The organism is Roseixanthobacter glucoisosaccharinicivorans (assembly GCF_043195095.2).
Classification (GTDB): Bacteria; Pseudomonadota; Alphaproteobacteria; order Rhizobiales; family Xanthobacteraceae; genus NCEH01.
The window spans coordinates 76,422-96,732 of the sequence record NZ_CM195538.1 but is presented as its reverse complement, the minus strand read 5'-3'; the positions used below and the strand labels follow the sequence as shown (position 1 = coordinate 96,732).

The window sequence follows — 20,311 nt, the reverse complement described above, 5'->3', positions numbered from 1 at the left end:
CCGATCATCCACGGCCGGAAATGCTCAGTGTGCTTTATTTCAAGCTTCGCCCGCGCTGTCGAGCGTCTCGCTGTTAAATGATACCTTTAAATGGTTCTGGAGCGGGGGCGCCGGATTTTTTCGGCCCCGCTTAAGCTGTTGGCAGATAGCAAATCTTTCGCAAGCCGATGTGATCTTGCCCGGGCCGCGTTATGGTGGGACACAGTGCGTGATGCGAGGTTCGATGTTCTGCTTCCCTTCGACCCTGCCGGGACCGCGCGCCGCGGTCGATCGGCCTTGCCATCGCCCGCCCGGTTGGACGCGGGCCATGGCGCGCGATCGGGGCGGAAATATCGCCCGGGCCAACGCATGAAGCCGGGTCCCAATTCCGAGCGCGCGCTCATTTTATGCCCGGATGCGCGCGAAGGCGCGCTGCTCGCCCAATTGCTGGCCGATGCCCGCATGCCGTGCGCGGTGTGCGACGACCTGCCGGCGCTCGTCGCCCGCGATCTCGCGGGCGGGGCCGGGCTCGCGCTGATCGCCGATCAGGCGCTGGTGGATACCGATCTCTCCGGGCTGCGCGACTGGATCGCCGGCCAGCCGTCGTGGTCGGATTTTCCCTTCATCATCCTCACCGACCGCGCGGAAACCGACCGCAACCCGCTCACGGTCCATCTGTCGGACATTCTCGGCAACGTCTCGTTCGTGGAGCGCCCGTTCCAGCCGACCTCGCTGCTGAGCCTCGCGCGCACCGCGGTGCGCGGGCGGCGGCGGCAATATGAGGCGCGGGCACGGATCGAGGAATTGCGCGACGGCCAGGAGCGCCTGCGGTTCGCCCAGGAAGCGGGGCGCATCGGCACGTTCGAGCTGGTGGCGGAAACCGGCACGGTCAATGTCTCGGAGGCCTTCTGCCGCCTCTGGGGCCTGGACGTGCGCGATACCTTCGCCCTGAGCGAACTCTCCGAACTGGTGGTGCCGCAGGACCGGCCCCGCCTCAAGACCCTGTCCAACGCCCTGCCGGGCGATGCGCTCGCTTATGTCGAATATCGCATCCGCCGGCCCGACACCGGCGAAGTGCGCTGGATCGCCCGGCAGGGCGAGCCGGTGTCCGACACCGCCACCGGCGCCCGCCGCTATTTCGGCGTCACCTATGACATCACCGCGCAAAAGCGCGCGGAAGCCGACCTGCGCGAGAGCCGCGACCAGCTCGCCAATGAAAGCGAAGTGCTCGAACTGCTCAACCGCACCACCAGCGCGCTCGCCGCCGAGCTTGATCCGGACAAGCTGGTGAAGCAGGTGGTGGAGGCCGGAGTCGCGCTGACGCAGGCGGCCTATGGGGCGTTTTTCTACAAGGTGCCGGGCGCGGCGGACGATAGCTTCACCCTGGTGTCGCTGGCGGGCGCGGATGCCGAGGCGTTCACCGTTCTCGGCGCGCCGCGCGTCACGCCCATGTTCGAGCCCACGTTCCGTGGCCACAGCGTCGTGCGCTCGCCCGATATTTCCACCGACCCGCGTTATGGCGGCACTGGCCCGCATTTCGGCCTGCCACAGGGTCATCTGCCGGTGCGATCCTATCTGGCGGTGCCGGTGGTCTCTCGATCGGGAGACGGCGTGGGCGCGCTGCTGTTCGGCCATCCCGAGCCGGACATGTTCAGCGCGCGATCCGAGCGGGTGATGTCGGGCCTCGCCGCCCAGGCCGCCATCGCCATCGACAATGCCAATCTGTTCAAGAGCGTGCAGGCCGCGCGCGAAACCCTGGAACAGCGGGTGGAGGAGCGCACCCGCGAGCGCGACCGCATGTGGCGCCTTTCGGGCGACCTGCTCAATGTGTTCGACGTCGAGGGCCGGCTGATCGCCGTCAACCGCGCCTGGACCAGCGTGCTCGGCTGGAGCGAGGCGGAACTGCTCTCCGCCCGTGTCCCGGACCTGATCCATCCCGACGATGCCGACGCCGCGCGCGAGAAGATCGCGCTCCTGGACGGCGGCGCGGCGACGGTGCGCTACGAGAACCGCTATCGCACCCGCGAGGGCGGCTACCGCCGCATCGCCTGGACCGCATCCCCGGAAGCGGGCCTGTTCTATGCCATCGGCCGCGACATCACCGAGCAGCGCGAGATGGAAGAGCAGCTGCGCCAATCCCAGAAGATGGAGGCCGTGGGCCAGCTGACCGGCGGCATCGCGCATGATTTCAACAATCTGCTGCAAGGCATCACGGGCTCGCTGGATATCGTGCAGCGGCGCATCGCCCAGGGCCGCATGGGCGAGCTGGAGCGCTTCATCTCCGGCGCCATGACCTCGGCCAACCGCGCCGCCGCCCTCACCCACCGCCTGCTCGCCTTCTCGCGCCGCCAGCCGCTCGATCCCAAGCCGGTGAAGGCGAACCCGCTGGTCGCTTCCATGGAAGACCTGCTGCGCCGCACCCTCGGCGAGCGGATCGCGCTCGAACTCGTCCTCGCGGGCGGGCTGTGGCAGACCCTGTGCGATCCCAACCAGCTCGAGAACGCCATTCTCAATTTGTGCATCAACGCCCGCGACGCCATGCCCGAAGGCGGCCGCCTGACCATTGAAACCTGCAATGCCCATCTGGACGGCGCCTATGCGGCGAGCGTGCGGGACGTGCGACCGGGGCAATATATCTGCATCTGCGTCACCGATACCGGAGCCGGCATGTCGCCGGAGGTGATGAGCCGCGCCTTCGATCCGTTCTTCACCACCAAGCCCATCGGCCAGGGCACCGGGCTCGGCCTCTCCATGATCTACGGCTTCGCCCGCCAGTCGGAGGGTTATGCCAAGATCTACAGCGAGGCCGGCAAGGGCACGACGGTGAAGCTTTATCTCCCGCGCTATCGCGGCGCGGCGGCGGCGGATGAGGAAGTCAGTGCCCCGGCTGTCCCACCGCGCCCGGAACCGGACGAGACAGTGCTGGTGGTGGAGGACGAGCCGGTGGTGCGCGGCCTCATCGTCGAGGTGCTGCACGAACTGGGCTATCACGCCTTGGAGGCGGGCGACGGGCCGGAGGGCCTGAAAATCCTGCAATCGGACGCGCGCATCGACCTGCTGGTGACCGACATCGGCCTGCCGGGCCTCAACGGCCGGCAGATCGCCGATGCCGCGCGGGTGATGCGGCCGGACCTGCGGGTGCTGTTCATGACCGGCTATGCGGAAAACGCCGCCATGGCCAACGGCTTCCTGGAGCCGGGCATGGAGATGATCACCAAGCCCTTCCCGCTGGATGCGCTCGCCCTGCGGCTGCGGGAGATGATGGAGCGCGCGGAGATTCGCTAGGCCGCGCCCGTCCCATGGCATCGCCGGGCATCGGAGCGCCCGGGGACATAACGATCACGAAAAGGTGAGCAGGCGCACGGCCCGCGATAAATGCGCTTGCACGCCGAATTGCGGCGCAAATACAGCAAAAACACGTCCGCGCTCCGGTAAGCGGGCGGGGCACCCATGTTTCCCACCCGGCCGCGTGATGCTAGCGAGACAGAACGCCCCCGCTCCATGTGGGGCGAGGGGAGTGAGGCGGACCCATCGTGTCACAGGCACGCACAACACAGGCATGGCTGCGCCCAGGGTTCGCCCTGGCGATGGCCTATGTGTTCGTGCTCCAGACCGTGCTGGCGCTGAGCCTTTCCACCGCCCATGTCAGCCGCGCCGCGCTCGCCGCCGATCCCGCGCAGATCCTGTGCCTCGCCAGCCACGAAGCCGTGGAGGCCCCAGGAGGCGCCAAGGGAGATGCCAAGGGCGGCGACCACCCGGCCGGCAAGAGTGTGCCGGTCGCCTCCTGCGCGCTGTGCGCCTTTGCCGGCGCCGGTTTCGATGCTCCCTCGGCGGCCGATTTCGTGCCGCTCGCGCGGGCCTTCCAGCGCATCACCAACGCCACGGAGCGGGTGTTCGCGCTACGCAGCCCGGCGTCCACGCCCCGCCTCTCCCAGGGACCACCCAGGACCGCGTGATCCGAACCGGCTTCGCGCCGATCCGCACGTTCATTCCTGGAGTTGTCCCATGTCCCGCCTGTTCCGCGCGGCCGGCGCCGTGGCGATGCTTGCCGCATCGTCCACGGCCGTCCTCGGCCAAACCATTGATCTGCCGGAAGTCACCGTAAACACCGACCAGAAGGCCTCGTCCGACGTTCCGCCCGTCAAGGAGAAGTTCCAGCTTCCCCAGACCAGCGCCAGCGTCACCGCCCAGCAGGTGGAGCAGACGATCAACATCGTCGATACCGAGGACGCGGTGAAATACCTGCCCAGCCTGTTCGTGCGCAAGCGCAACAATGGCGACACCCAGCCGGTGCTGGCCACGCGGACCTGGGGCGTGAATTCCTCCGCCCGCAGCCTCGTCTATGCGGACGATCTGCTGCTCTCGGCGCTGATCGCGAACAATAATACCATCGGCGCGCCGCGCTGGGGGCTCGTGACCCCGGACGAGATCGAGCGGGTGGATTTCCTGTACGGCCCGTTTGCCGCCGCCTATCCCGGCAATTCCATCGGCGGCGTCCTTCTGATCACCACCAAGATGCCGGAGAAGTTCGAGGCCAGCCTCAAGCAGACCGAGGCCTTCCAGACCTTCTCCCGCTACGACACCAACGGCACCTATCGCACCGACCAGACCAATCTCTCCACCGGCAACAAGAACGAGAATTTCTCCTTCCTCATCACCGGCAATTACCAGAACAGCTACAGCCAGCCGCTATCCTGGATCACCACGCCGGGCGTGCCCGCCAAGACCACCGGCCTCATCCCCCAACTCAACAAGCTTGGGCAAGTGGCCAATGTCGCCGGCGCGGGCGGGCTTCTGCACACGGAGATGACCAATCTCAACGGCAAGTTCGCCTGGGACATCACGCCCTGGCTGCAAGCCAAATACATGATCGGCCTGTGGGCGAACGATGGGGATTCTTCCGTCCAAACCTATCTACGCACGCTCGGCGGCGTGCCGACATTCGGCGGCATCGCGGGCTTTGCCAATTCCAACTACACCATCAACCAGCAGCACCTCGCCAATGCCTTCACGCTGAAGAGCGACACCGGCGGCCTGTTCGATTTCGACCTCGCGCTCTCGCGCTATGATTATCTCGAAGACATCCAGCGCAGCCCCTATGGCGTGAGTTCCACCGGGCCGTTCTTCACCACCAATGGCAAGATCGCCCGGCTCGACGGCACCAATTGGATGAATGGCGACGCGAAATTCATCTGGCGGCCGAACGAGGCCCATGAGGTGAGTTTCGGCCTCCACGCCGACCGCTATTATCTCAACAACCCCACTTATGCCTCGACGATCTGGAATTCCGGCCCGGACGCCACGTCGAAAATGTATACCGACAGCATCGGCGCCACGAGCACCTCGGCGCTTTGGGGCCAGGATGCCTGGCGCTTCGCCCCCGATTTCAAGCTGACGCTGGGCGGGCGGCTGGAGAATTGGCAGGCGACCCAGGGCTTCAACCTCGCCACCACCGCCAATTCCGCGGGGACAATCACCGGCACCACCGCCACCTTCCAGCCGGAGCAGGACGCGACGCGCTTCTCGCCCAAGGCCTCGCTAAGCTGGGCGCCGCAGGATTGGTTGGTGACCGCCTCGTTCGGGCAGGCCTATCGCTTTCCGACCGTGACCGAACTCTACCAGATCGTGCAGACCGGCTCGGTCTATGCGATCCCCAATCCCAGCCTCGCGCCGGAAAACGCGCTGAGCGAGGAACTCGCCATCGAGCGCAGCTTCGACGGCGGCAAGATCCGTGTCTCATTCTTCAACGAGCATGTGGACGATGCGCTGATCCAGCAGACCGCATTCCTGGCCAATTATCCCGTGCCGGTGAATTACGTCACCAACGTGCAGGCGATCCGCAACACGGGCGTCGAAATCGCCGCCTCGAAGAAGGACATGTTCATTGCCGGCCTGGAGATGTTCGGCAGCGTGACCTATGTGGATTCGCGCATTCTCGCCGATCCCACCTGGGCCAGCGCGACCGGCACCAGTGTCGTGGGCAAGCACGTGCCCTATGTGCCGGATTGGCGCGCCACCATCGGCGCCACCTATACGCCGGATCAATATTGGGCCTACACCATCGCCGCGCGTTACAGCGGCAAGCAATATTCGACGCTGGACAACACTGACATCATCCCCAACGTCTATGGCGCGTTCGATAAATTCTTCGTCGTGGACGTGAAGGCCCGTTACAAATTCAACGAGCAGGCCTCCATCAGCCTCGGCATCGACAATATCGGCAATGAATCCTACACGCTGTTCCACCCCTTCCCGCAGCGCACCTTCATCGCTGACGCGAAGATCACCTTCTGATGTACGCCGGGCCGAGGGTCAGCGTTTTGCCCTCGGCCCGGCGGCTTTCCCCGCATCGAGACGCTTGATCGCCGGGGCGAGCGGCTTTGCGGCGGCCTCATAATCCGCCCAGGGCCGCCGCTCCTCCAGCGAAGCGGGCGCGGTGCGCACGGTGAAGCGCTTCGGATCGAGCCCGGCCTTCACCTCCTCCCACAGCAAAGGCATGGAGACGGTGGCGCCGGGTCGCGCGCGCGGCGAGAGCGGCGCCACCGCCGTCGCCATGCGGTCGTTGCGCAGATAATCGAGGAAGATGCGGCCGGTGCGCAGCTTCTTGGCCATGTTGACCACATAGAGATCGGGCGCGTCGCGGGCCATGCGCGCGCACACCTCGCGGGCGAACGCCTTCGCCTGCGCCCAGTCCGGCCCGCCGGATTTCGGCGCCGCAAGCGGCACCACCACGTGCAGCCCCTTGCCGCCCGTGGTCTTGCAGAAGGTCGGAAGGCCGAGCGCCTCCAACGCCTCGCGCAGGTGCAGGGCCGCCGCGACCACGGCGGCAAAATCCACCTCCGGCCCCGGATCGAGATCGAACACCAGCCGCCCCGGCACCTCCGGGCGGCTGGGCGCGCAGTTCCACGGGTGCAATTCCAGCCCCGCCACCTGCGCCACCGCCGCAAGGCCCTCCACCCGATCGACCTGGAGATAGGGCTTGCGGTCTCCGGAGACGGTGATGAGGTTCAAGAGGTTGGACGTCCCTTTCATGGCGTGCCGCTGGAAGAAAGTTTCCGCGTCGATGCCGTCGGGCGCCCGGACGATGGAGCACGGGCGGCCCTGGATGTGCGGCAGCATCCAGGCACCCACGGCCTCGAAATAGCGGGCAAGGTCGAACTTGGTCACGGGCACGCCATCGCCCGCGTCGGGCCAGAGCGGCTTTGCGGGATTGGAGAGCAGCACGCCCATCACCTTCGGCTTGCCGGACGGCGCGGGCGCAGGGGCGGCCGGCGGAGCGGGGTCCTTCGCCGCCCCGGAGCGGGCGGGTTTCGCTTTGCCCGGCGCCGGCTGGGACATCTGCGCCGTGTCCACCGGAGCGGGACGCTCGGCCTCCACCTCGGCCGCCGGCTTGTCCTCGCGCAATGCCTTGAAGGCCGCCTGCCGCACCATGCCGGAGGTGGTCCAGCCGGCGAATTCCACTTCCGCCACCAGTTCGGGCCGGGTCCAATGCACCCCCGCCTCCTTGCGCGGGGCGTTGGCGCCGGTGAAGGGCGAAGCCTTCGCCTCCACGGCCTCGAGGCGCGGCAGCAAGGTCTTCACCTTGGCGGCGCCATAGCCGGTGCCGACGCGGCCGAGATAGACGAAATAGTCGTCGCGATGCACGCCCACCAACAGCGATCTGAACGCCCCGTTCGTGGTGGACCAGCCGCCGATCACCACCTCATGGCCGGCGCGGCATTTGGCCTTGGTCCAGGCGCCGCTGCGGCCGGAGGCATAAGGGGCATCGAGGCGCTTGGAGACGATCCCCTCCAGATCGAGCTGGCAGGCGGAGCGCAGCACCGCGTCGCCGCTATTGTCGAGATGCTCCACATAGCGCAGGCGCGCGTTCTCCCCCTGCGCGTCCAACAGGGCCTGGAGACGCTCCTTGCGGGTTTCCAGCGGCAGCGCGCGCAGATCCTCGGCGCCCGCGAACAGCAGGTCGAAGGCGAAATAGATCAGGTCCTGCGTCCGCCCTTCCGAGAGCGCCACCTGGAGCGCGGGAAAATCCGGCGCGCCATGGGCATTGAGCGCCACCACCTCGCCGTCGATCAGCGCATCGGGAAGGGTGCCCGCCGCCTCGGCGATGGCTGAGAAGCGCGCCGTCCAGTCGAGCCCGGTGCGGGTGCGCAGCGCCGCCTTTCCGCCCTCCACCCGCAGCTGGATGCGGTAGCCGTCGAGCTTGATCTCGTGCACCCACCCCTTCCCGGAAGGCGGGCGCTCCAGCGAGGTGCACAATTGGGGCGGCACGAAATCCGGCATCGCGGCGGGCGCAGGAGCGGCGCGTTTGCGCGCCGCAGTCTTCGCTGGCGCAGCCACGGGCTTGGACCGCACCACGGCCGCATCTGCGGCGCTCGCGCCCTTGGCCTTGGCCGCGCGGGCATCGGCAGCGAGGCCGGCGCGGGAATCCCACACCGCATCGGCCGCCACCTTGCCGCCGCGCGCCGTCATGAAGGGGGTGGGTGCGGGTCCTTCGCCGGCGGCGATCTCTTCCATGCCGCGACCCGAGGCAACCGAGCGGTCCTGCTTCAGCAAGGCATCCTTGTCGCCGGGATGGGCGTCCGCGTCGCGATGCTTGATGAGCAGCCAATTGGTGCGCTTGCCGCCGGTGCGATCGGTCTTCATGCGCACCAGCACATAGCTGCCATGGAGCTTTTCCCCCTGGAGGGTGAATTTCAGATCGCCCTTGGCCAAGGCCTCCTCGGCGGAAAGATCGCCCTCCACCTCCCAGGTGCCGCGATCCCACAGCATCACCGTGCCGCCGCCATATTGGCCCTTGGGAATGGTGCCTTCGAAATCGCCGTAATCGAGCGGGTGGTCCTCCACCTCGACCGCGAGGCGCTTGTCCGCCGGGTCGAGGGAGGGTCCGCGCGTGACCGCCCAGGATTTGAACACCCCGTCCAGTTCCAGGCGGAAATCATAATGCAGGCGCGTCGCGTCGTGCTTCTGCACCACGAAGCGCAGCGCGTTCCCCGGTGCCACGGCGTGCGCGCCGCTCGGCTCGGCGGTCTGCTTGAAATCCCGCTTGGCGCGATACTTGGAGAGCTTGTTCGTCTGTGCCACGCTCGTCTCCGTCCGATGCAACGGGAACTCGGCTTGAGCCTAAGGGTTCACTGCGCGAGCGCACAATTCCGCCGGAGCAATGACGATGGCCACGCCGTCCTTCTGGAAGGGCTTCCTCAAGCTCTCCCTCGTCACCTGCCCGGTGGCCATGATGCCCGCGACCACCCAGGCGGAGAAAATCCGCTTCCACACCCTCAACCGCGAAACCGGCCATCGGGTCCGCGCGCAATATGTGGACAGCGAAAGCCAGGAGCCCGTGGACGACGACGACCAGGTGATGGGCTATGCCCGCGACGGGGAGAGCTACGTCACCTTCGAGGATGAGGAATTGGACGCGGTGGCGCTGGAGAGCACCCGCACCATCGACATCGAAACCTTCGTGCCCGACACTTCCATCGGCTGGCTCTGGTACGACACGCCGCATTATCTCTTCCCCAACGATCCGGTCGGCGAGGAGGCGTTCGCGGTGATCCGCGACGCCATGGCCGCCACGAAGACCGCCGGCATCGCCCGCCTCGTGCTCTATCGGCGCGAGCGCGCGGTGCTGGTGAAGCCGGATGGCAAGGGCATGGTGGTGTGGACCCTGCGCTATGGCAATGAGGTGCGCGCCCCGGACGAGGTATTCGACACCGTCGACGCCGCCAAGCCCGAGGCGGCCTCACTGAAGCTGGTCCAGGCCCTGATCGCGGAGCGCGCGCAGCCCTGGAGCGCGGATCTGGTGAAGGATCCCGTCCAGGCGGAGCTGAAGAAGATCATCGCCGCCAAGAAGAAGGGCCGCGCCCGCGCGAAGCCGAAGGCCCCGGCGGAGGCCCCGGGCAATGTGGTCAACATCATGGATGCGCTGAAGCGCAGCCTGAAGGCGGAAGAAGGAAGCGGCAAGCGCGGCAAGTGAAGGACTGGCGCACGGATGCGCCCGAGGTGCGATCGACAGTCAGGGTGCGGCGCGTTTGCAGCAAGACATCGTCATGCACGGGCTTGTCCCGTGCATCCACGCGGCACTGCTGGCCTTCGCGTTCCGGGTCCGCGCCAGCGGCCCGGCGTGGGTGGCCGGGACCAGCCCGGCCATGACGACCGAAGACCAGCGACGAAGGAAAAGAGATAAGGGGCGCTCGCGCGAGGGCCTTTGCCTCAGCCGGCCTTGCGCACCGAAGCCGCCTTCGCCTTTGTTGTTCCTGCCTTTGTCGTTCCTGCCTTGGGCGCCTTCGACTCGCCCGAGGATTTGGCCGAGGATTTGGCGCTGCCCTTGGCTGAACCCGCGCTCTTCGCGCCCACCTTCGGCTCGCCCTTCGTCCCCGCTTTGGCCCCGCCGCCGGCGCTCGCGCGCAGCGCATCCAGTAGGTTGACCACGTTCGATTTGGCGGCCGCCTTCGGCGGGGCGATCTTGCGGCCCTCCTGCTTGGCCCGCACCAGATCCACCACCGCCGCCTCATAGCGATCCTCGAAGGCGGTGGGATCGAAGCTGCCGGCCTTGGTGGCTATGATGTGCTTGGCGAGATCCAGCATCTCGCCCTTCACCTTCAGCGCCGGCACATGCGAGAAGGCATCGGCGGCGGCACGGACCTCATAGTCGAAATTCAGCGTGGTCGCGATCATGCCGGCCTCGTAGGGCCGCAGCAGCACGGTGCGCACGCGACGGAACAGCACCGTGCGCGCCAGCGCCGCCACCTTTTTCGCCTCCATGCCGGCGCGGATCAGCGCGAACACCTTGGCGGCCACATCGTCGGTGGGCGCGAGATAATAAGGCCGGTCGAGATAGACGAGGTCGATGTCGCCGCAGGAGACGAAGGCGGAAATATCCAGCGTCTTGTCGGCGTCCGGGACGGCGGCGGCGATCTCCTCCGGCTCCAGCACGACATAATCGCCGTTGCCGGTCTCATAGCCCTTCACCTGCTGGTCGCGCTCCACCGGTTCGCCGGTCTCCTCGTCCACGAACAGGCGGTTCAGCCGGTGGCCGCTGGCGCGGCTGACGGTATGGAACGCCACCCGCTCGGACTGGGAGACGGCGGAATAAAGCCCCACCGCGCAGCTCAGCTCCGCGATCTTGAGGAAACCCTTCCAATTGGCCCGCGGCGACATGGACAGCTCCGGTGCGCAGATCCCCTTAAACGCGGCCGCACCGCGCGCGTTCCGCCCCACCTCGCGAAGAGCTGCATTGACCGGCGCGCCGCGCGATTTTACTCAAGGAGCATAAGAATGGCCCGGATCGAACGGCGCCGCAATTCGGGAGAAGGACGCGCCGCGCGCGTCATGCCGGGAGAGGTGACGTGCTCGCCCATAATCCTTGGCTGGTGGCCCTGTCGCTGCTGATCGCGGCCCAGGGCAGCTATGTGAGCCTGCTGCTGGCGGACCAGGTGGACCGCAGCGTCGGCGTGCGCCGGCGGCTTGCCCTTGCGGCAGCGGCGATGACGCTGGCGGTCAGCATCTGGTCCATGCATTTCGTCGGCATGCTGGCGGCGAAGTTTCCCGTCGGCGTGGATTTCCTGGTGCTGCCGACGCTCGTGTCGTTCCTCATCTGCGTGCTGATGGTGGGGGCCGGCGTGCTGATCGTGCACACGCCCCATCCCCGCCCGCTGCGCATCGCCGGCGGGGCGCTCGCCATGGGAGCAGGGGTGATGGCCATGCATTATATCGGCATGTCGGCCATCGACATGCCCGGCCACATGCACCATGAGCCGCGCTATGTGCTGGCGGCGGGCGTGGTGGCGGTGGCCGCGAGCGCGCTCGCCTTGTGGCAGATCGAGCGGCCGTTCGTCAGCGCCTCGCGCATGGCCTCTGCGGTGCTGCTGGGGCTCGCCATTTCCGGCATGCACTATACCGCCATGGCCGGCATGAGCGTGATGGCCGACCACGGCGCCCCGATGTCCTCGACGGTAACGCCGAGCCTGTCGCACGATCTGATGGCGATGATCGTGGCGGTGGTGTCGTTCCTCATCTCCGGCGGCTTCCTGCTCTCGCTGATGCCGGAGCGCGCGCCGGTCGCCGAAGCGGGCGCCGCCTTGGCCACCGCGCATCCGGCCACCGGCCGCGCGGCGGAACCGCATCCGCAAGGGCAAGGAGGCCTGCACCCGCGCGATTCCGCCCCCCATGCCCCGCCGCCACTGCCGCAACGCCCGCTCACGGCCACCCCGGCCGCGGGAGACGCGGCAGACCTCAACGCCTTCCTGGAGGAGGCGCCCCCCGCCGCGCCGCCCTCGGCCGCGAACGGAGCTTCCCCGCGATTCGCCCGCGAGATCGAGGTGGAGAAGGACGGCCAACGCCGCGCCCTGCCGGTGGGGGATATCGTGTTCGTGCGGGCCAACGCCCGCTACACCTATATCTCCGACGGCGCGCACGAATTCTTCTGCCAACACACCATCGGCGAGGTGGATGGCCTGCTCGATCCCTCCGCCTTCATGCGCGTCCACCGCAGCTATATCGTCGCGCTGGCGCATATCGAGGCGGTGCGGCGGGTGGGGGATGCGGGGGCGGCGGAGATCGACGCGGTCCTGCAGCGCAGCATTCCTGTTGCACGTGCGCGCTTCTCCACGCTGAAGCAGCGTGTGAGCGCCGCCAAGGCGTGAAACGGGCAACAGGCCTGCCGCACTTCATGCCGGAATGTCAGCAGCCCTGCCGCATTTCATGCACCAACCACCGCGCTTCATGACCATACGAAGCCGTTGATTCCTTTACTCTTGTTGCTGCGGCGCGAGAGCGGCGAGCCTCTTTGGAACAAGACCAAGTCGATTGACCTGTCTGTCCAAAGGGGAAGACGCCATGATTCCCGGTCGCTTCGAATATCACCGGCCGAAAAGCCTGCCGGAGGCCGTCGCGCTGCTGGCCAAGCTCGGCGAGGATGCCCGCCCGCTCGCCGGCGGCCACAGCCTGATCCCCATGATGAAACTGCGCATGGCAACGCCGGAGCATCTGGTGGACCTCGCCGGCATCGCCGACCTGAAGGGCATCCGCCACGAGGGCGGGCGCATCCTGATCGGCGCCATGACCACCCAGGCCGAGCTGATCGCCTCCACCGACCTTTCCGCCGCCCTGCCGATCCTGAAGGAAACCGCTCTGCTGATCGCCGATCCGCAGGTGCGCTATGTGGGCACGCTCGGCGGCAATGTGGCCAATGGCGATCCCGGCAACGATATGCCGGCCGTCATGATGGCGCTCAACGCCACTTATCAGCTGGCCGGAGAGAAGGGGCCGCGCGAGGTGGCCGCCCGCGATTTCTACCAGGGCGCCTATTTCACCGCCCTTGAGCCGGGCGAGATGCTCGCCGCAATCTCCATTCCGGTGCCGCCGCAGGGGCATGGCGCCGCCTATGAGAAGCTGAAGCGCAAAATCGGCGATTATGCCACCGCCGCCGCGGCCGTCGTGCTCACCAAGGCGGAAGGGCGGATCGCGACCTGCGCCATCGCGCTCACCAATGTGGGCGACACGCCGCTGCTGGCGGAAGAAGCCGCGCACATCCTCACCGGCACCAGCGCGGACGCTTCGAGCCTCGCCCGCGCCATCGCCGCTGCCGAGGCCATCACGGAACCGGCCACCGACGGGCGCGGCACCGCCGCCTACCGCACCAAGATGGCGGGAATCATGCTCCAGCGCGCTCTGGCGCGGGCGCTCGCCCGCGCCGCCGGCTGACCCCTCAACTCCGCGAGGAACCCAAAAATGGCGAAGGTTCACGTCTCCATGACGGTGAACGGCGATGCGGTCGAAGGGCTCGTCGAGCCGCGCACGCTGCTCATCCATTTCATCCGCGAAAACCTGCTGCTCACCGGCGCCCATATCGGCTGCGACACCTCCCATTGCGGCGCCTGCACGGTGGATCTCGACGGCAAGTCGGTGAAGAGCTGCACCCTGTTCGCGGTGCAGGCCGAGGGCGCGCAGATCACCACAATCGAAGGCATGGCCGCGCCCGACGGCACGCTGCACGCCCTGCAAGAAGGCTTCCGCATGATGCACGGCCTGCAATGCGGCTTCTGCACCCCCGGCATGATCCTGCGGGCGCACCGCCTGCTGCTGGAAAATCCCAACCCGAGCGAAGAGGAAATCCGCTTCGGCATCGCCGGCAACATCTGCCGCTGCACGGGCTACCAGAACATCGTCAAGGCCATTCAATACGCCGCCGCCAAGATCAACGGCGTGCCGTTCCAGGAGGCTGCGGAATGAACGACCTCACACCGACCAAGGCGGAGCGCGAGGCACGCCTCCAGGGCATGGGCTGCAAGCGCAAGCGCGTGGAGGACATCCGCTTCACGCAAGGCCGCGGCAATTATGTCGACGACATCAAGCTGCCCGGCATGCTGTTCGGCGATTTCTACCGCTCGCCCTATCCCCACGCCCGCATCAAGAAGCTCGACACCTCCCGCGCGAAAGCGCTGCCCGGCGTGCGCGCGGTGCTCACCGCCGCCGATCTCAAGCCGCTGAACCTGCACTACATGCCCACCCTTGCGGGCGATGTGCAGGCCGTGCTGGCGGACGAGAAGGTGCTGTTCCAGAACCAGGAAGTCGCCTTCGTCATCGCCGACGACCGCTATATCGCCGCCGACGCCATCGAGCTGATCGACTGCGAATATGAGGAATTGCCGGTCCTGGTGGACCCGTCCAAGGCCCTGCTGCCGGATGCGCCGATCCTGCGCGAGGACATCTTGGACAAGATGGTTGGCGCCCACGGCCCGCGCCGCCATGCGAACCACATCTTCAACTGGCAGGTGGGCGAGAAGGACGGCACGGACGAAGCCTTCGCCTCAGCCCCGGTGACGGTGAAGGAGACCTTCTATTATCACCGCACCCATCCCTCGCCCCTGGAGACCTGCCAGGCGCTCGCCTCCATGGACAAGATCAAGGGCGAATTGACCCTCTACGGCACCTTCCAGGCGCCGCATGTCATCCGCACCGTGGTCTCGCTCATCTCCGGCCTGCCGGAGCACAAGATCCACGTGATCGCGCCCGACATCGGCGGCGGCTTCGGCAACAAGGTCGGCGCCTATGCCGGCTATGTCTGCGCGGTGGTGGGCTCCATCGTGCTCGGCAAGCCGGTGAAATGGGTCGAGGACCGGATGGAGAACCTCTCGACCACCTCGTTCGCCCGCGACTATCACATGACCACGGAGCTGGCCGCGACCCAGGACGGCAAGATCCTCGCCATGCGCTGCTACGTGCTGGCCGACCATGGCGCCTTCGACGCCTGCGCCGACCCGTCCAAATGGCCGGCGGGCTTCATGAACATCTGCACCGGCTCCTACGATATCCCGGTGGCGCATCTGGAGGTGGACGGCGTCTACACCAACAAGGCGTCGGGCGGGGTGGCCTATCGCTGCTCGTTCCGGGTGACGGAAGCGGTCTATGCCATCGAGCGGGCGGTGGAAGTTCTGGCGCAGAAGCTCGGCATGGACAGCGCGGACCTGCGCGTGAAGAACTTCATCCGCCGCGACCAATTCCCGTATCACGCCGCGCTCGGCTGGGAATATGATTCCGGCGACTACCATCTCGCCATGGAAAAGGCGATGAACGCGGTGGATTATCGCGGCCTGCGCGCAGAACAGGCGGCAAAGCGCGAAGCGTTCAAGCGCGGCGAGACGCGCGAGATCATGGGCATCGGCGTCTCCTTCTTCACCGAGATCGTCGGCGCGGGGCCGTCCAAGAATTGCGACATCCTCGGCATCGGCATGTTCGACAGCTGCGAGATCCGCATCCATCCCACCGGCTCGGTGATCGCCCGCATGGGCACCAAGAGCCAGGGCCAGGGGCATGAGACCACCTATGCCCAGATCCTCGCCACCGAGCTCGGCATTCCCGCCGACGACATCATGATCGAGGAGGGCAATACCGATACCGCGCCCTACGGCCTCGGAACGTACGGCTCGCGCTCCACCCCCACGGCGGGCGCCGCCACCGCCATGGCCGCGCGCAAGATCCGGGCAAAGGCGCAGATGATCGCCGCGCACCTTTTGGAAGTGCACCACAACGATCTCGAATGGGACGTGGACGGCTTCCAGGTGAAGGGCCTGCCGGAGAAGCGCAAGAGCATGAAGGAGATCGCCTGGGCCTCCTATAACCAGCCGATCCCCAATCTCGAACCGGGCCTGGAGGCGGTGAATTATTACGACCCGCCCAACATGACCTATCCGTTCGGCGCCTATTTCTGCGTCATGGACATCGATGTGGACACCGGCGTGTTCAAAGTGCGCCGCTTCTACGCGCTGGACGATTGCGGCACCCGCATCAACCCCATGATCATCGAGGGGCAGGTGCACGGCGGCCTCACCGAAGCCTTCGCCGTCGCGATGGGCCAGGAGATCCGCTACGACGCCATGGGCAATGTGATGGGGGCGTCCTTCATGGACTTCTTCCTGCCCACGGCGGTGGAGACGCCCCATTGGGAGACCGACTTCACAGAGACCCCCTCGCCGCATCATCCCATCGGCGCGAAGGGCGTGGGCGAGAGCCCGCATGTGGGCGGCGTGCCGTGCTTCTCCAATGCGGTGAACGACGCCTTCTCCTTCCTCGGCACCACCCATATCGACATGCCGCACGACGCCTGGCGCATGTGGGAAACCGCCGAGAAGCTCGGCCTGCACGCCAGCGCAGCCGCCGCCGCCTGATCCTCCAGGGAGGGCGCAGGGGCGCCCTCCCCTCTTTTTTAATGGCGACGCACCTATGAGCGAGCGGAACATCATCGCGCAGCGCCTCGCCGAGGCCGGCTATCTCGCCGACCGCGACCTTGCGACCGCGCTCTATCTGATGGACCTGCTGCACCGTCCGCTGCTGCTGGAAGGCGCAGCCGGGGTGGGCAAGACGGCGGTGGCGCAGGCGCTCGCGCAGGTGCACGGCGCGCCGCTGATCCGCCTGCAATGCTACGAGGGCCTCGACCAGAACGCCGCCCTCTATGAATGGAACTACCAGCGCCAGATCCTCGCGCTCAAGGCCCGCGAAGGCAGCGGCGAGAGCCCACGCGCGGTGGAGGCGGAGATCTTCTCGCAGGACTATCTGCTGGAACGCCCGCTGCTCGCGGCGATCCGCAGCACCACCCCCGCGGTTCTGCTGATCGACGAGGTGGACCGGGCGGACGAGGAATTCGAAGCCTTCCTGCTGGAGATCCTCTCCGATTTCCAGGTGACCATTCCCGAATTGGGTACGGTGACGGCGCGCTCCATTCCGCGTGTGGTGCTCACCTCCAACGGCACGCGTGAACTTTCCGACGCCCTGCGCCGCCGCTGCCTCTATCATTTCGTGGATTTCCCGGAGGTGGACCGCGAAGCGGCCATCCTGAAGGCCCGCGTGCCGGGCATCGACGCGGCGCTGGCGTTGCAAGTGGCGCGCTTCGTGCGCGATGTGCGGCGCGAGGATTTGCGCAAGGTGCCGGGCGTCGCCGAGAGCATGGATTTCGCTGCCGCCCTCACCGGCATCGGGCTGAAAGACCTGCGGCACGACCCCGAGAGCGTCTATGACCTGCTCATCACCTTGCTGAAAACCCACGAAGACCGTTGCGCCTTGCCGCGCGAAGTGGTCTCCCGCCTGCTGGAACAGGTGGCGTGATGCCCGCCTCCGCCCCCCTCGCCCCTCTCCCGGCCCCGGATCCGGCGGGCGCGATGGTGCGCACGCGGCTCGCGGGCTTCGTGCGGGCGCTGCGCGACAACGGCTTCGCCACCGGCCTTGCCGAGAGCGCCGACGCGCTGCGCGTGCTGGCCGCGCCCGGCCTTGCCGACAAGACCCGCCTGCGCGCCGCCCTGCGCGCCCTGTTCGCCTCGCGCCGGTCGGATTGGGAGAAATTCGACGATCTGTTCGACGCCTATTGGTTCGAGAAGCATTTGCGCGCCAGCGTGCGCCTGGCGGACCAGCGCCGCACCCCCACCAATCTGCCGCTGCGCCCGGGGGCGGATGCGCCCGAGGCCGGAGGCAGCGGCCCGGTGAGCCGGGTGGACCGGGTGCCGGGCAGCGAGGCGGGAGAGGACGAAGGCGCCGAGCAGCGCCGCGCCGGGGCCTCCCACGCCGAGCGGCTGGAGACCACCGACTTCCGCCATATCGCCGACCCACAGGAGCTGGAGCGCGCCTATGCGCTGGCCCAGCGCCTCGCCAAGGCCATGCGCGCCCGCCTCACCCGGCGCGCCCGCGCCGCCCGCACCGGTGCCCGGCTGGACCTGCGGCGCACGCTCCATCGCAGCGTGGCGCGCGGCGGCGTGCCGGTGGAGCTGGTACAGCGCCGCCGTCGTCCCAAGCCCTTGAAGCTGGTGATCCTGCTGGATGCCTCCGGCTCCATGAGCCCCTATGTGGCGGTGTTCGTGCGCTTCATCCACGGCGCGCTGGACAGTTTTCGCGAGGCCTCCGCCTTCGTCTTCCACACCCGCCTCATCGACGTGACCGACGCGGTGAAGGAGAAGGACCCGCAGCGCGCCATGGACCGCCTCGGCCTGATGGCCCAGGGGGTGGGCGGCGGCACGCGGATCGGCGAGAGCCTCGCCACCTTCAACCGCTGGCACGCCGCGCGCACGCTGCATTCGCGCACCGCCGTGCTGATCGTCTCCGACGGCTATGACACCGGCGAACCGGAACTGCTGGCGCGCGAGATGGCGGCCCTGCACCGCCGCTGCCGCCGCATCGTGTGGCTCAACCCCATGATCGGCTGGCGCGATTATGCCCCGGAGGCGGCCGGCATGAAGGCGGCACTCCCGTTCGTGGACCTGTTCGCGCCGGCCCACAATCTGGAGAGCCTGGAAGCCCTCGAACCCTATCTGGCCCGGCTATGACGGGAGGAGGCGCCATGACCAGTCCCATCGACATGTTCGCGCTCATGGACGGCATGAAGCAGAAGGAGCAGCCGTTCGCCCTCGCGACCGTGGTGCGCACGGTCTCCGTCACCGCCGCCAAGGCGGGCGCGAAGGCGCTGATCCTGCCGGACGGCACGGTGCTCGCCGGCTGGATCGGCGGCGGCTGCGCGCGCGGGGCGACGCTGAAGGCGGCCCGCGAGGCGCTCGCCGACGGCCAGCCGCGCCTGGTCTCGATCCAGCCGGAAGACCTGCTGGAAGACCTCGGCGTGCACGCCGGGGAGACCCGCGAGGGCGTGCGCTACGTCTCCAACATGTGCCCCTCCAAGGGCACCATGGACATCTTCGTGGAGCCGGTGCTGCCGCGCCCGGAGCTGGTGGTGATGGGCGCTTCCCCCGTTGCGGTCGCGCTGGTTGCGCTGGCGCCGCAGTTCGGCTTCAGCGTCACCGCCGCCGCGCCGGCGGCGGACCATGGGAAATTCGCCGGCGCCGATCGCATGGCGGAAGGCTTTGCGCCGCCGCCGGCCAGCGGGCCGCGCTTCGTCGTGGTCTCCACCCAGGGTGCCGGCGATCTTGCCGTGCTCACCGCCGCGCTCAGCCTGGAGGCGCGCCACGTGGCGTTCGTCGGCTCGCGCCGCAAGGCGCAGACGCTCAGCGAGAAATTGCGCGAAGCCGGCGTGCCGCAGGCCCGGCTCGATGCGCTGAAAGCCCCGGCAGGCCTCGATCTCGGCGCCATCACGCCGGAGGAGATCGCGCTTTCCATCCTTGCCGAACTGGTGCTCGTGCGCAGGCGCGACCAGCGCGGCGCCGTTTCCTGAAACAAGAGAGACCATCGCCATGGACATGAGCGGCTCACAGCGCATCGAAGCCAGCCCGGCGGCCGTATGGGCGGCGCTGAACGACCCCGAGGTGCTGAAGCAATGCATCCCCGGCTGCGAAAGCATCGCCAAGACCTCCGACACGCAGATGGAAGCGGTGGTGGTGCTGCGCGTGGGGCCGGTGAAGGCCTCGTTCAAGGGCGCCGTCACCTTGTCGGACATCGTGCCCGAACAGGGCTACACCATCACCGGCGAAGGCTCGGGCGGGCTTGCCGGCTATGCCAAGGGCTCGGCCAAGGTGCGCCTGGAGCCGCAGGACGACGCCACGCTGCTGCATTACGAGGTGAAGGCGGACGTGGGCGGCAAGCTCGCCCAGCTCGGCGCGCGCCTCATTGATGCCACGGCGAAAAAGCTGGCGGGCGAATTCTTTACCAATTTCGGCGCCGTGGTCGCCCCGCCGCCGGCCGCGGCCGAAGCTCCGGCGGAATCCGGCGAGGAGGCGGAGGCGGCGCCCGCCACCGGCACGGAGAAGGCGGGCAAGGGCTGGCTCGGCGGGCTGTTCGGCAAGGCCACGGCGGGCGCGCTGGTGGCGGGCTTCCTGCTCGTGCCGCCCTGCTGCCTGAATGGCACGCACGCCCATGCGGCCGGGGAATTCGCCTTCCCCATCTGCCACGGCAAGGGGTGACGCGC

Annotated in this window: 14 protein-coding genes; 12 read left to right on the top strand and 2 right to left on the bottom strand. The window is 67.6% G+C overall.

Going from position 1 to position 20,311, the window contains the following annotated elements; translation table 11 throughout:
• The first annotated feature begins 348 nt into the window (after positions 1 to 348).
• The 3 genes from V5F78_RS00410 to V5F78_RS00400 all read left to right on the top strand — a co-directional run bounded on the left by V5F78_RS00410 (position 349) and on the right by V5F78_RS00400 (position 6,273).
• A complete protein-coding gene (locus V5F78_RS00410) occupies positions 349 to 3,264 on the top strand; it encodes a GAF domain-containing hybrid sensor histidine kinase/response regulator (protein WP_394072108.1) in 2,916 nt (971 codons plus the stop codon).
• Positions 3,265 to 3,512: 248 nt separating this feature from the next.
• Positions 3,513 to 3,935 (top strand): DUF2946 family protein, encoded by a 423-nt coding sequence (locus V5F78_RS00405; RefSeq protein ID WP_394072109.1) that lies wholly within the window; start codon positions 3,513 to 3,515, stop codon positions 3,933 to 3,935.
• Between the two features lie 49 nt (positions 3,936 to 3,984).
• Positions 3,985 to 6,273 (top strand): TonB-dependent receptor, encoded by a 2,289-nt coding sequence (locus tag V5F78_RS00400; protein ID WP_394072110.1) that lies wholly within the window; start codon positions 3,985 to 3,987, stop codon positions 6,271 to 6,273.
• 18 nt (positions 6,274 to 6,291) lie between these two features.
• Here the strand turns inward: V5F78_RS00400 and ligD are convergent, their stop codons facing one another.
• Positions 6,292 to 9,060 (bottom strand): DNA ligase D, encoded by a 2,769-nt coding sequence (ligD, locus tag V5F78_RS00395; protein WP_394072111.1) that lies wholly within the window; start codon positions 9,058 to 9,060, stop codon positions 6,292 to 6,294.
• Between the two features lie 85 nt (positions 9,061 to 9,145).
• Here ligD and ku (V5F78_RS00390) point away from each other — a divergent pair, with 85 nt between their 5' ends.
• Positions 9,146 to 9,952 (top strand): non-homologous end joining protein Ku, encoded by an 807-nt coding sequence (ku, locus tag V5F78_RS00390; protein ID WP_394072112.1) that lies wholly within the window; start codon positions 9,146 to 9,148, stop codon positions 9,950 to 9,952.
• A gap of 236 nt (positions 9,953 to 10,188) precedes the next feature.
• On the opposite strand, the gene ku (V5F78_RS00385) is transcribed toward ku (V5F78_RS00390), so the two are convergent.
• Positions 10,189 to 11,136, bottom strand: a complete 948-nt coding sequence (gene ku / locus V5F78_RS00385) for a non-homologous end joining protein Ku (protein WP_394072113.1) — start codon at positions 11,134 to 11,136, stop codon at positions 10,189 to 10,191.
• 188 nt (positions 11,137 to 11,324) lie between these two features.
• Here ku (V5F78_RS00385) and V5F78_RS00380 point away from each other — a divergent pair, with 188 nt between their 5' ends.
• From V5F78_RS00380 to V5F78_RS00345, 8 genes are all read left to right on the top strand, one after another.
• On the top strand, positions 11,325 to 12,620 hold the full coding sequence (locus V5F78_RS00380) for an MHYT domain-containing protein (protein ID WP_394072114.1): 1,296 nt from the start codon (positions 11,325 to 11,327) through the stop codon (positions 12,618 to 12,620).
• A gap of 193 nt (positions 12,621 to 12,813) precedes the next feature.
• Positions 12,814 to 13,680 carry an FAD binding domain-containing protein gene (locus V5F78_RS00375; RefSeq protein ID WP_394072115.1) on the top strand — a complete coding sequence of 289 codons (867 nt, stop codon included), beginning with the start codon at positions 12,814 to 12,816 and terminating at the stop codon, positions 13,678 to 13,680.
• 27 nt (positions 13,681 to 13,707) lie between these two features.
• Positions 13,708 to 14,208: a 2Fe-2S iron-sulfur cluster-binding protein gene (locus V5F78_RS00370; RefSeq protein ID WP_394072116.1), complete on the top strand. Its 501-nt coding sequence runs from the start codon at positions 13,708 to 13,710 to the stop codon at positions 14,206 to 14,208.
• Positions 14,205 to 16,643: an aerobic carbon-monoxide dehydrogenase large subunit gene (locus V5F78_RS00365; RefSeq protein WP_394072117.1), complete on the top strand. Its 2,439-nt coding sequence runs from the start codon at positions 14,205 to 14,207 to the stop codon at positions 16,641 to 16,643. The genes V5F78_RS00370 and V5F78_RS00365 overlap by 4 nt, the downstream gene beginning before the upstream one ends.
• A gap of 55 nt (positions 16,644 to 16,698) precedes the next feature.
• Positions 16,699 to 17,577, top strand: a complete 879-nt coding sequence (locus V5F78_RS00360; protein ID WP_394072118.1) for an AAA family ATPase — start codon at positions 16,699 to 16,701, stop codon at positions 17,575 to 17,577.
• Entirely contained in the window at positions 17,577 to 18,785 is a 1,209-nt protein-coding gene (locus V5F78_RS00355; RefSeq protein WP_394072119.1) for a vWA domain-containing protein, read from the top strand. The genes V5F78_RS00360 and V5F78_RS00355 overlap by 1 nt, the downstream gene beginning before the upstream one ends.
• Positions 18,786 to 18,799: 14 nt before the next feature.
• Positions 18,800 to 19,621: an XdhC family protein gene (locus tag V5F78_RS00350; RefSeq protein ID WP_394072120.1), complete on the top strand. Its 822-nt coding sequence runs from the start codon at positions 18,800 to 18,802 to the stop codon at positions 19,619 to 19,621.
• Between the two features lie 19 nt (positions 19,622 to 19,640).
• Positions 19,641 to 20,306: an SRPBCC family protein gene (locus tag V5F78_RS00345; protein WP_394072121.1), complete on the top strand. Its 666-nt coding sequence runs from the start codon at positions 19,641 to 19,643 to the stop codon at positions 20,304 to 20,306.
• The last annotated feature ends 5 nt before the right edge of the window (positions 20,307 to 20,311 follow it).

What these genes read in the sequence shown, in the direction of transcription:
- V5F78_RS00350 (WP_394072120.1), top strand. Translation starts at nt 18,800, where the DNA reads ATGACCAGTCCCATCGACATGTTCGCGCTCATGGACGGCATGAAGCAG.
- V5F78_RS00345 (WP_394072121.1), top strand. Translation starts at nt 19,641, where the DNA reads ATGGACATGAGCGGCTCACAGCGCATCGAAGCCAGCCCGGCGGCCGTA.
- V5F78_RS00375 (WP_394072115.1), top strand. Translation starts at nt 12,814, where the DNA reads ATGATTCCCGGTCGCTTCGAATATCACCGGCCGAAAAGCCTGCCGGAG.
- V5F78_RS00370 (WP_394072116.1), top strand. Translation starts at nt 13,708, where the DNA reads ATGGCGAAGGTTCACGTCTCCATGACGGTGAACGGCGATGCGGTCGAA.
- ku (WP_394072112.1), top strand. Translation starts at nt 9,146, where the DNA reads ATGGCCACGCCGTCCTTCTGGAAGGGCTTCCTCAAGCTCTCCCTCGTC.
- V5F78_RS00360 (WP_394072118.1), top strand. Translation starts at nt 16,699, where the DNA reads ATGAGCGAGCGGAACATCATCGCGCAGCGCCTCGCCGAGGCCGGCTAT.
- V5F78_RS00365 (WP_394072117.1), top strand. Translation starts at nt 14,205, where the DNA reads ATGAACGACCTCACACCGACCAAGGCGGAGCGCGAGGCACGCCTCCAG.
- ku (WP_394072113.1), bottom strand. Translation starts at nt 11,136, where the DNA reads ATGTCGCCGCGGGCCAATTGGAAGGGTTTCCTCAAGATCGCGGAGCTG.
- V5F78_RS00355 (WP_394072119.1), top strand. Translation starts at nt 17,577, where the DNA reads ATGCCCGCCTCCGCCCCCCTCGCCCCTCTCCCGGCCCCGGATCCGGCG.
- V5F78_RS00400 (WP_394072110.1), top strand. Translation starts at nt 3,985, where the DNA reads ATGTCCCGCCTGTTCCGCGCGGCCGGCGCCGTGGCGATGCTTGCCGCA.
- V5F78_RS00410 (WP_394072108.1), top strand. Translation starts at nt 349, where the DNA reads ATGAAGCCGGGTCCCAATTCCGAGCGCGCGCTCATTTTATGCCCGGAT.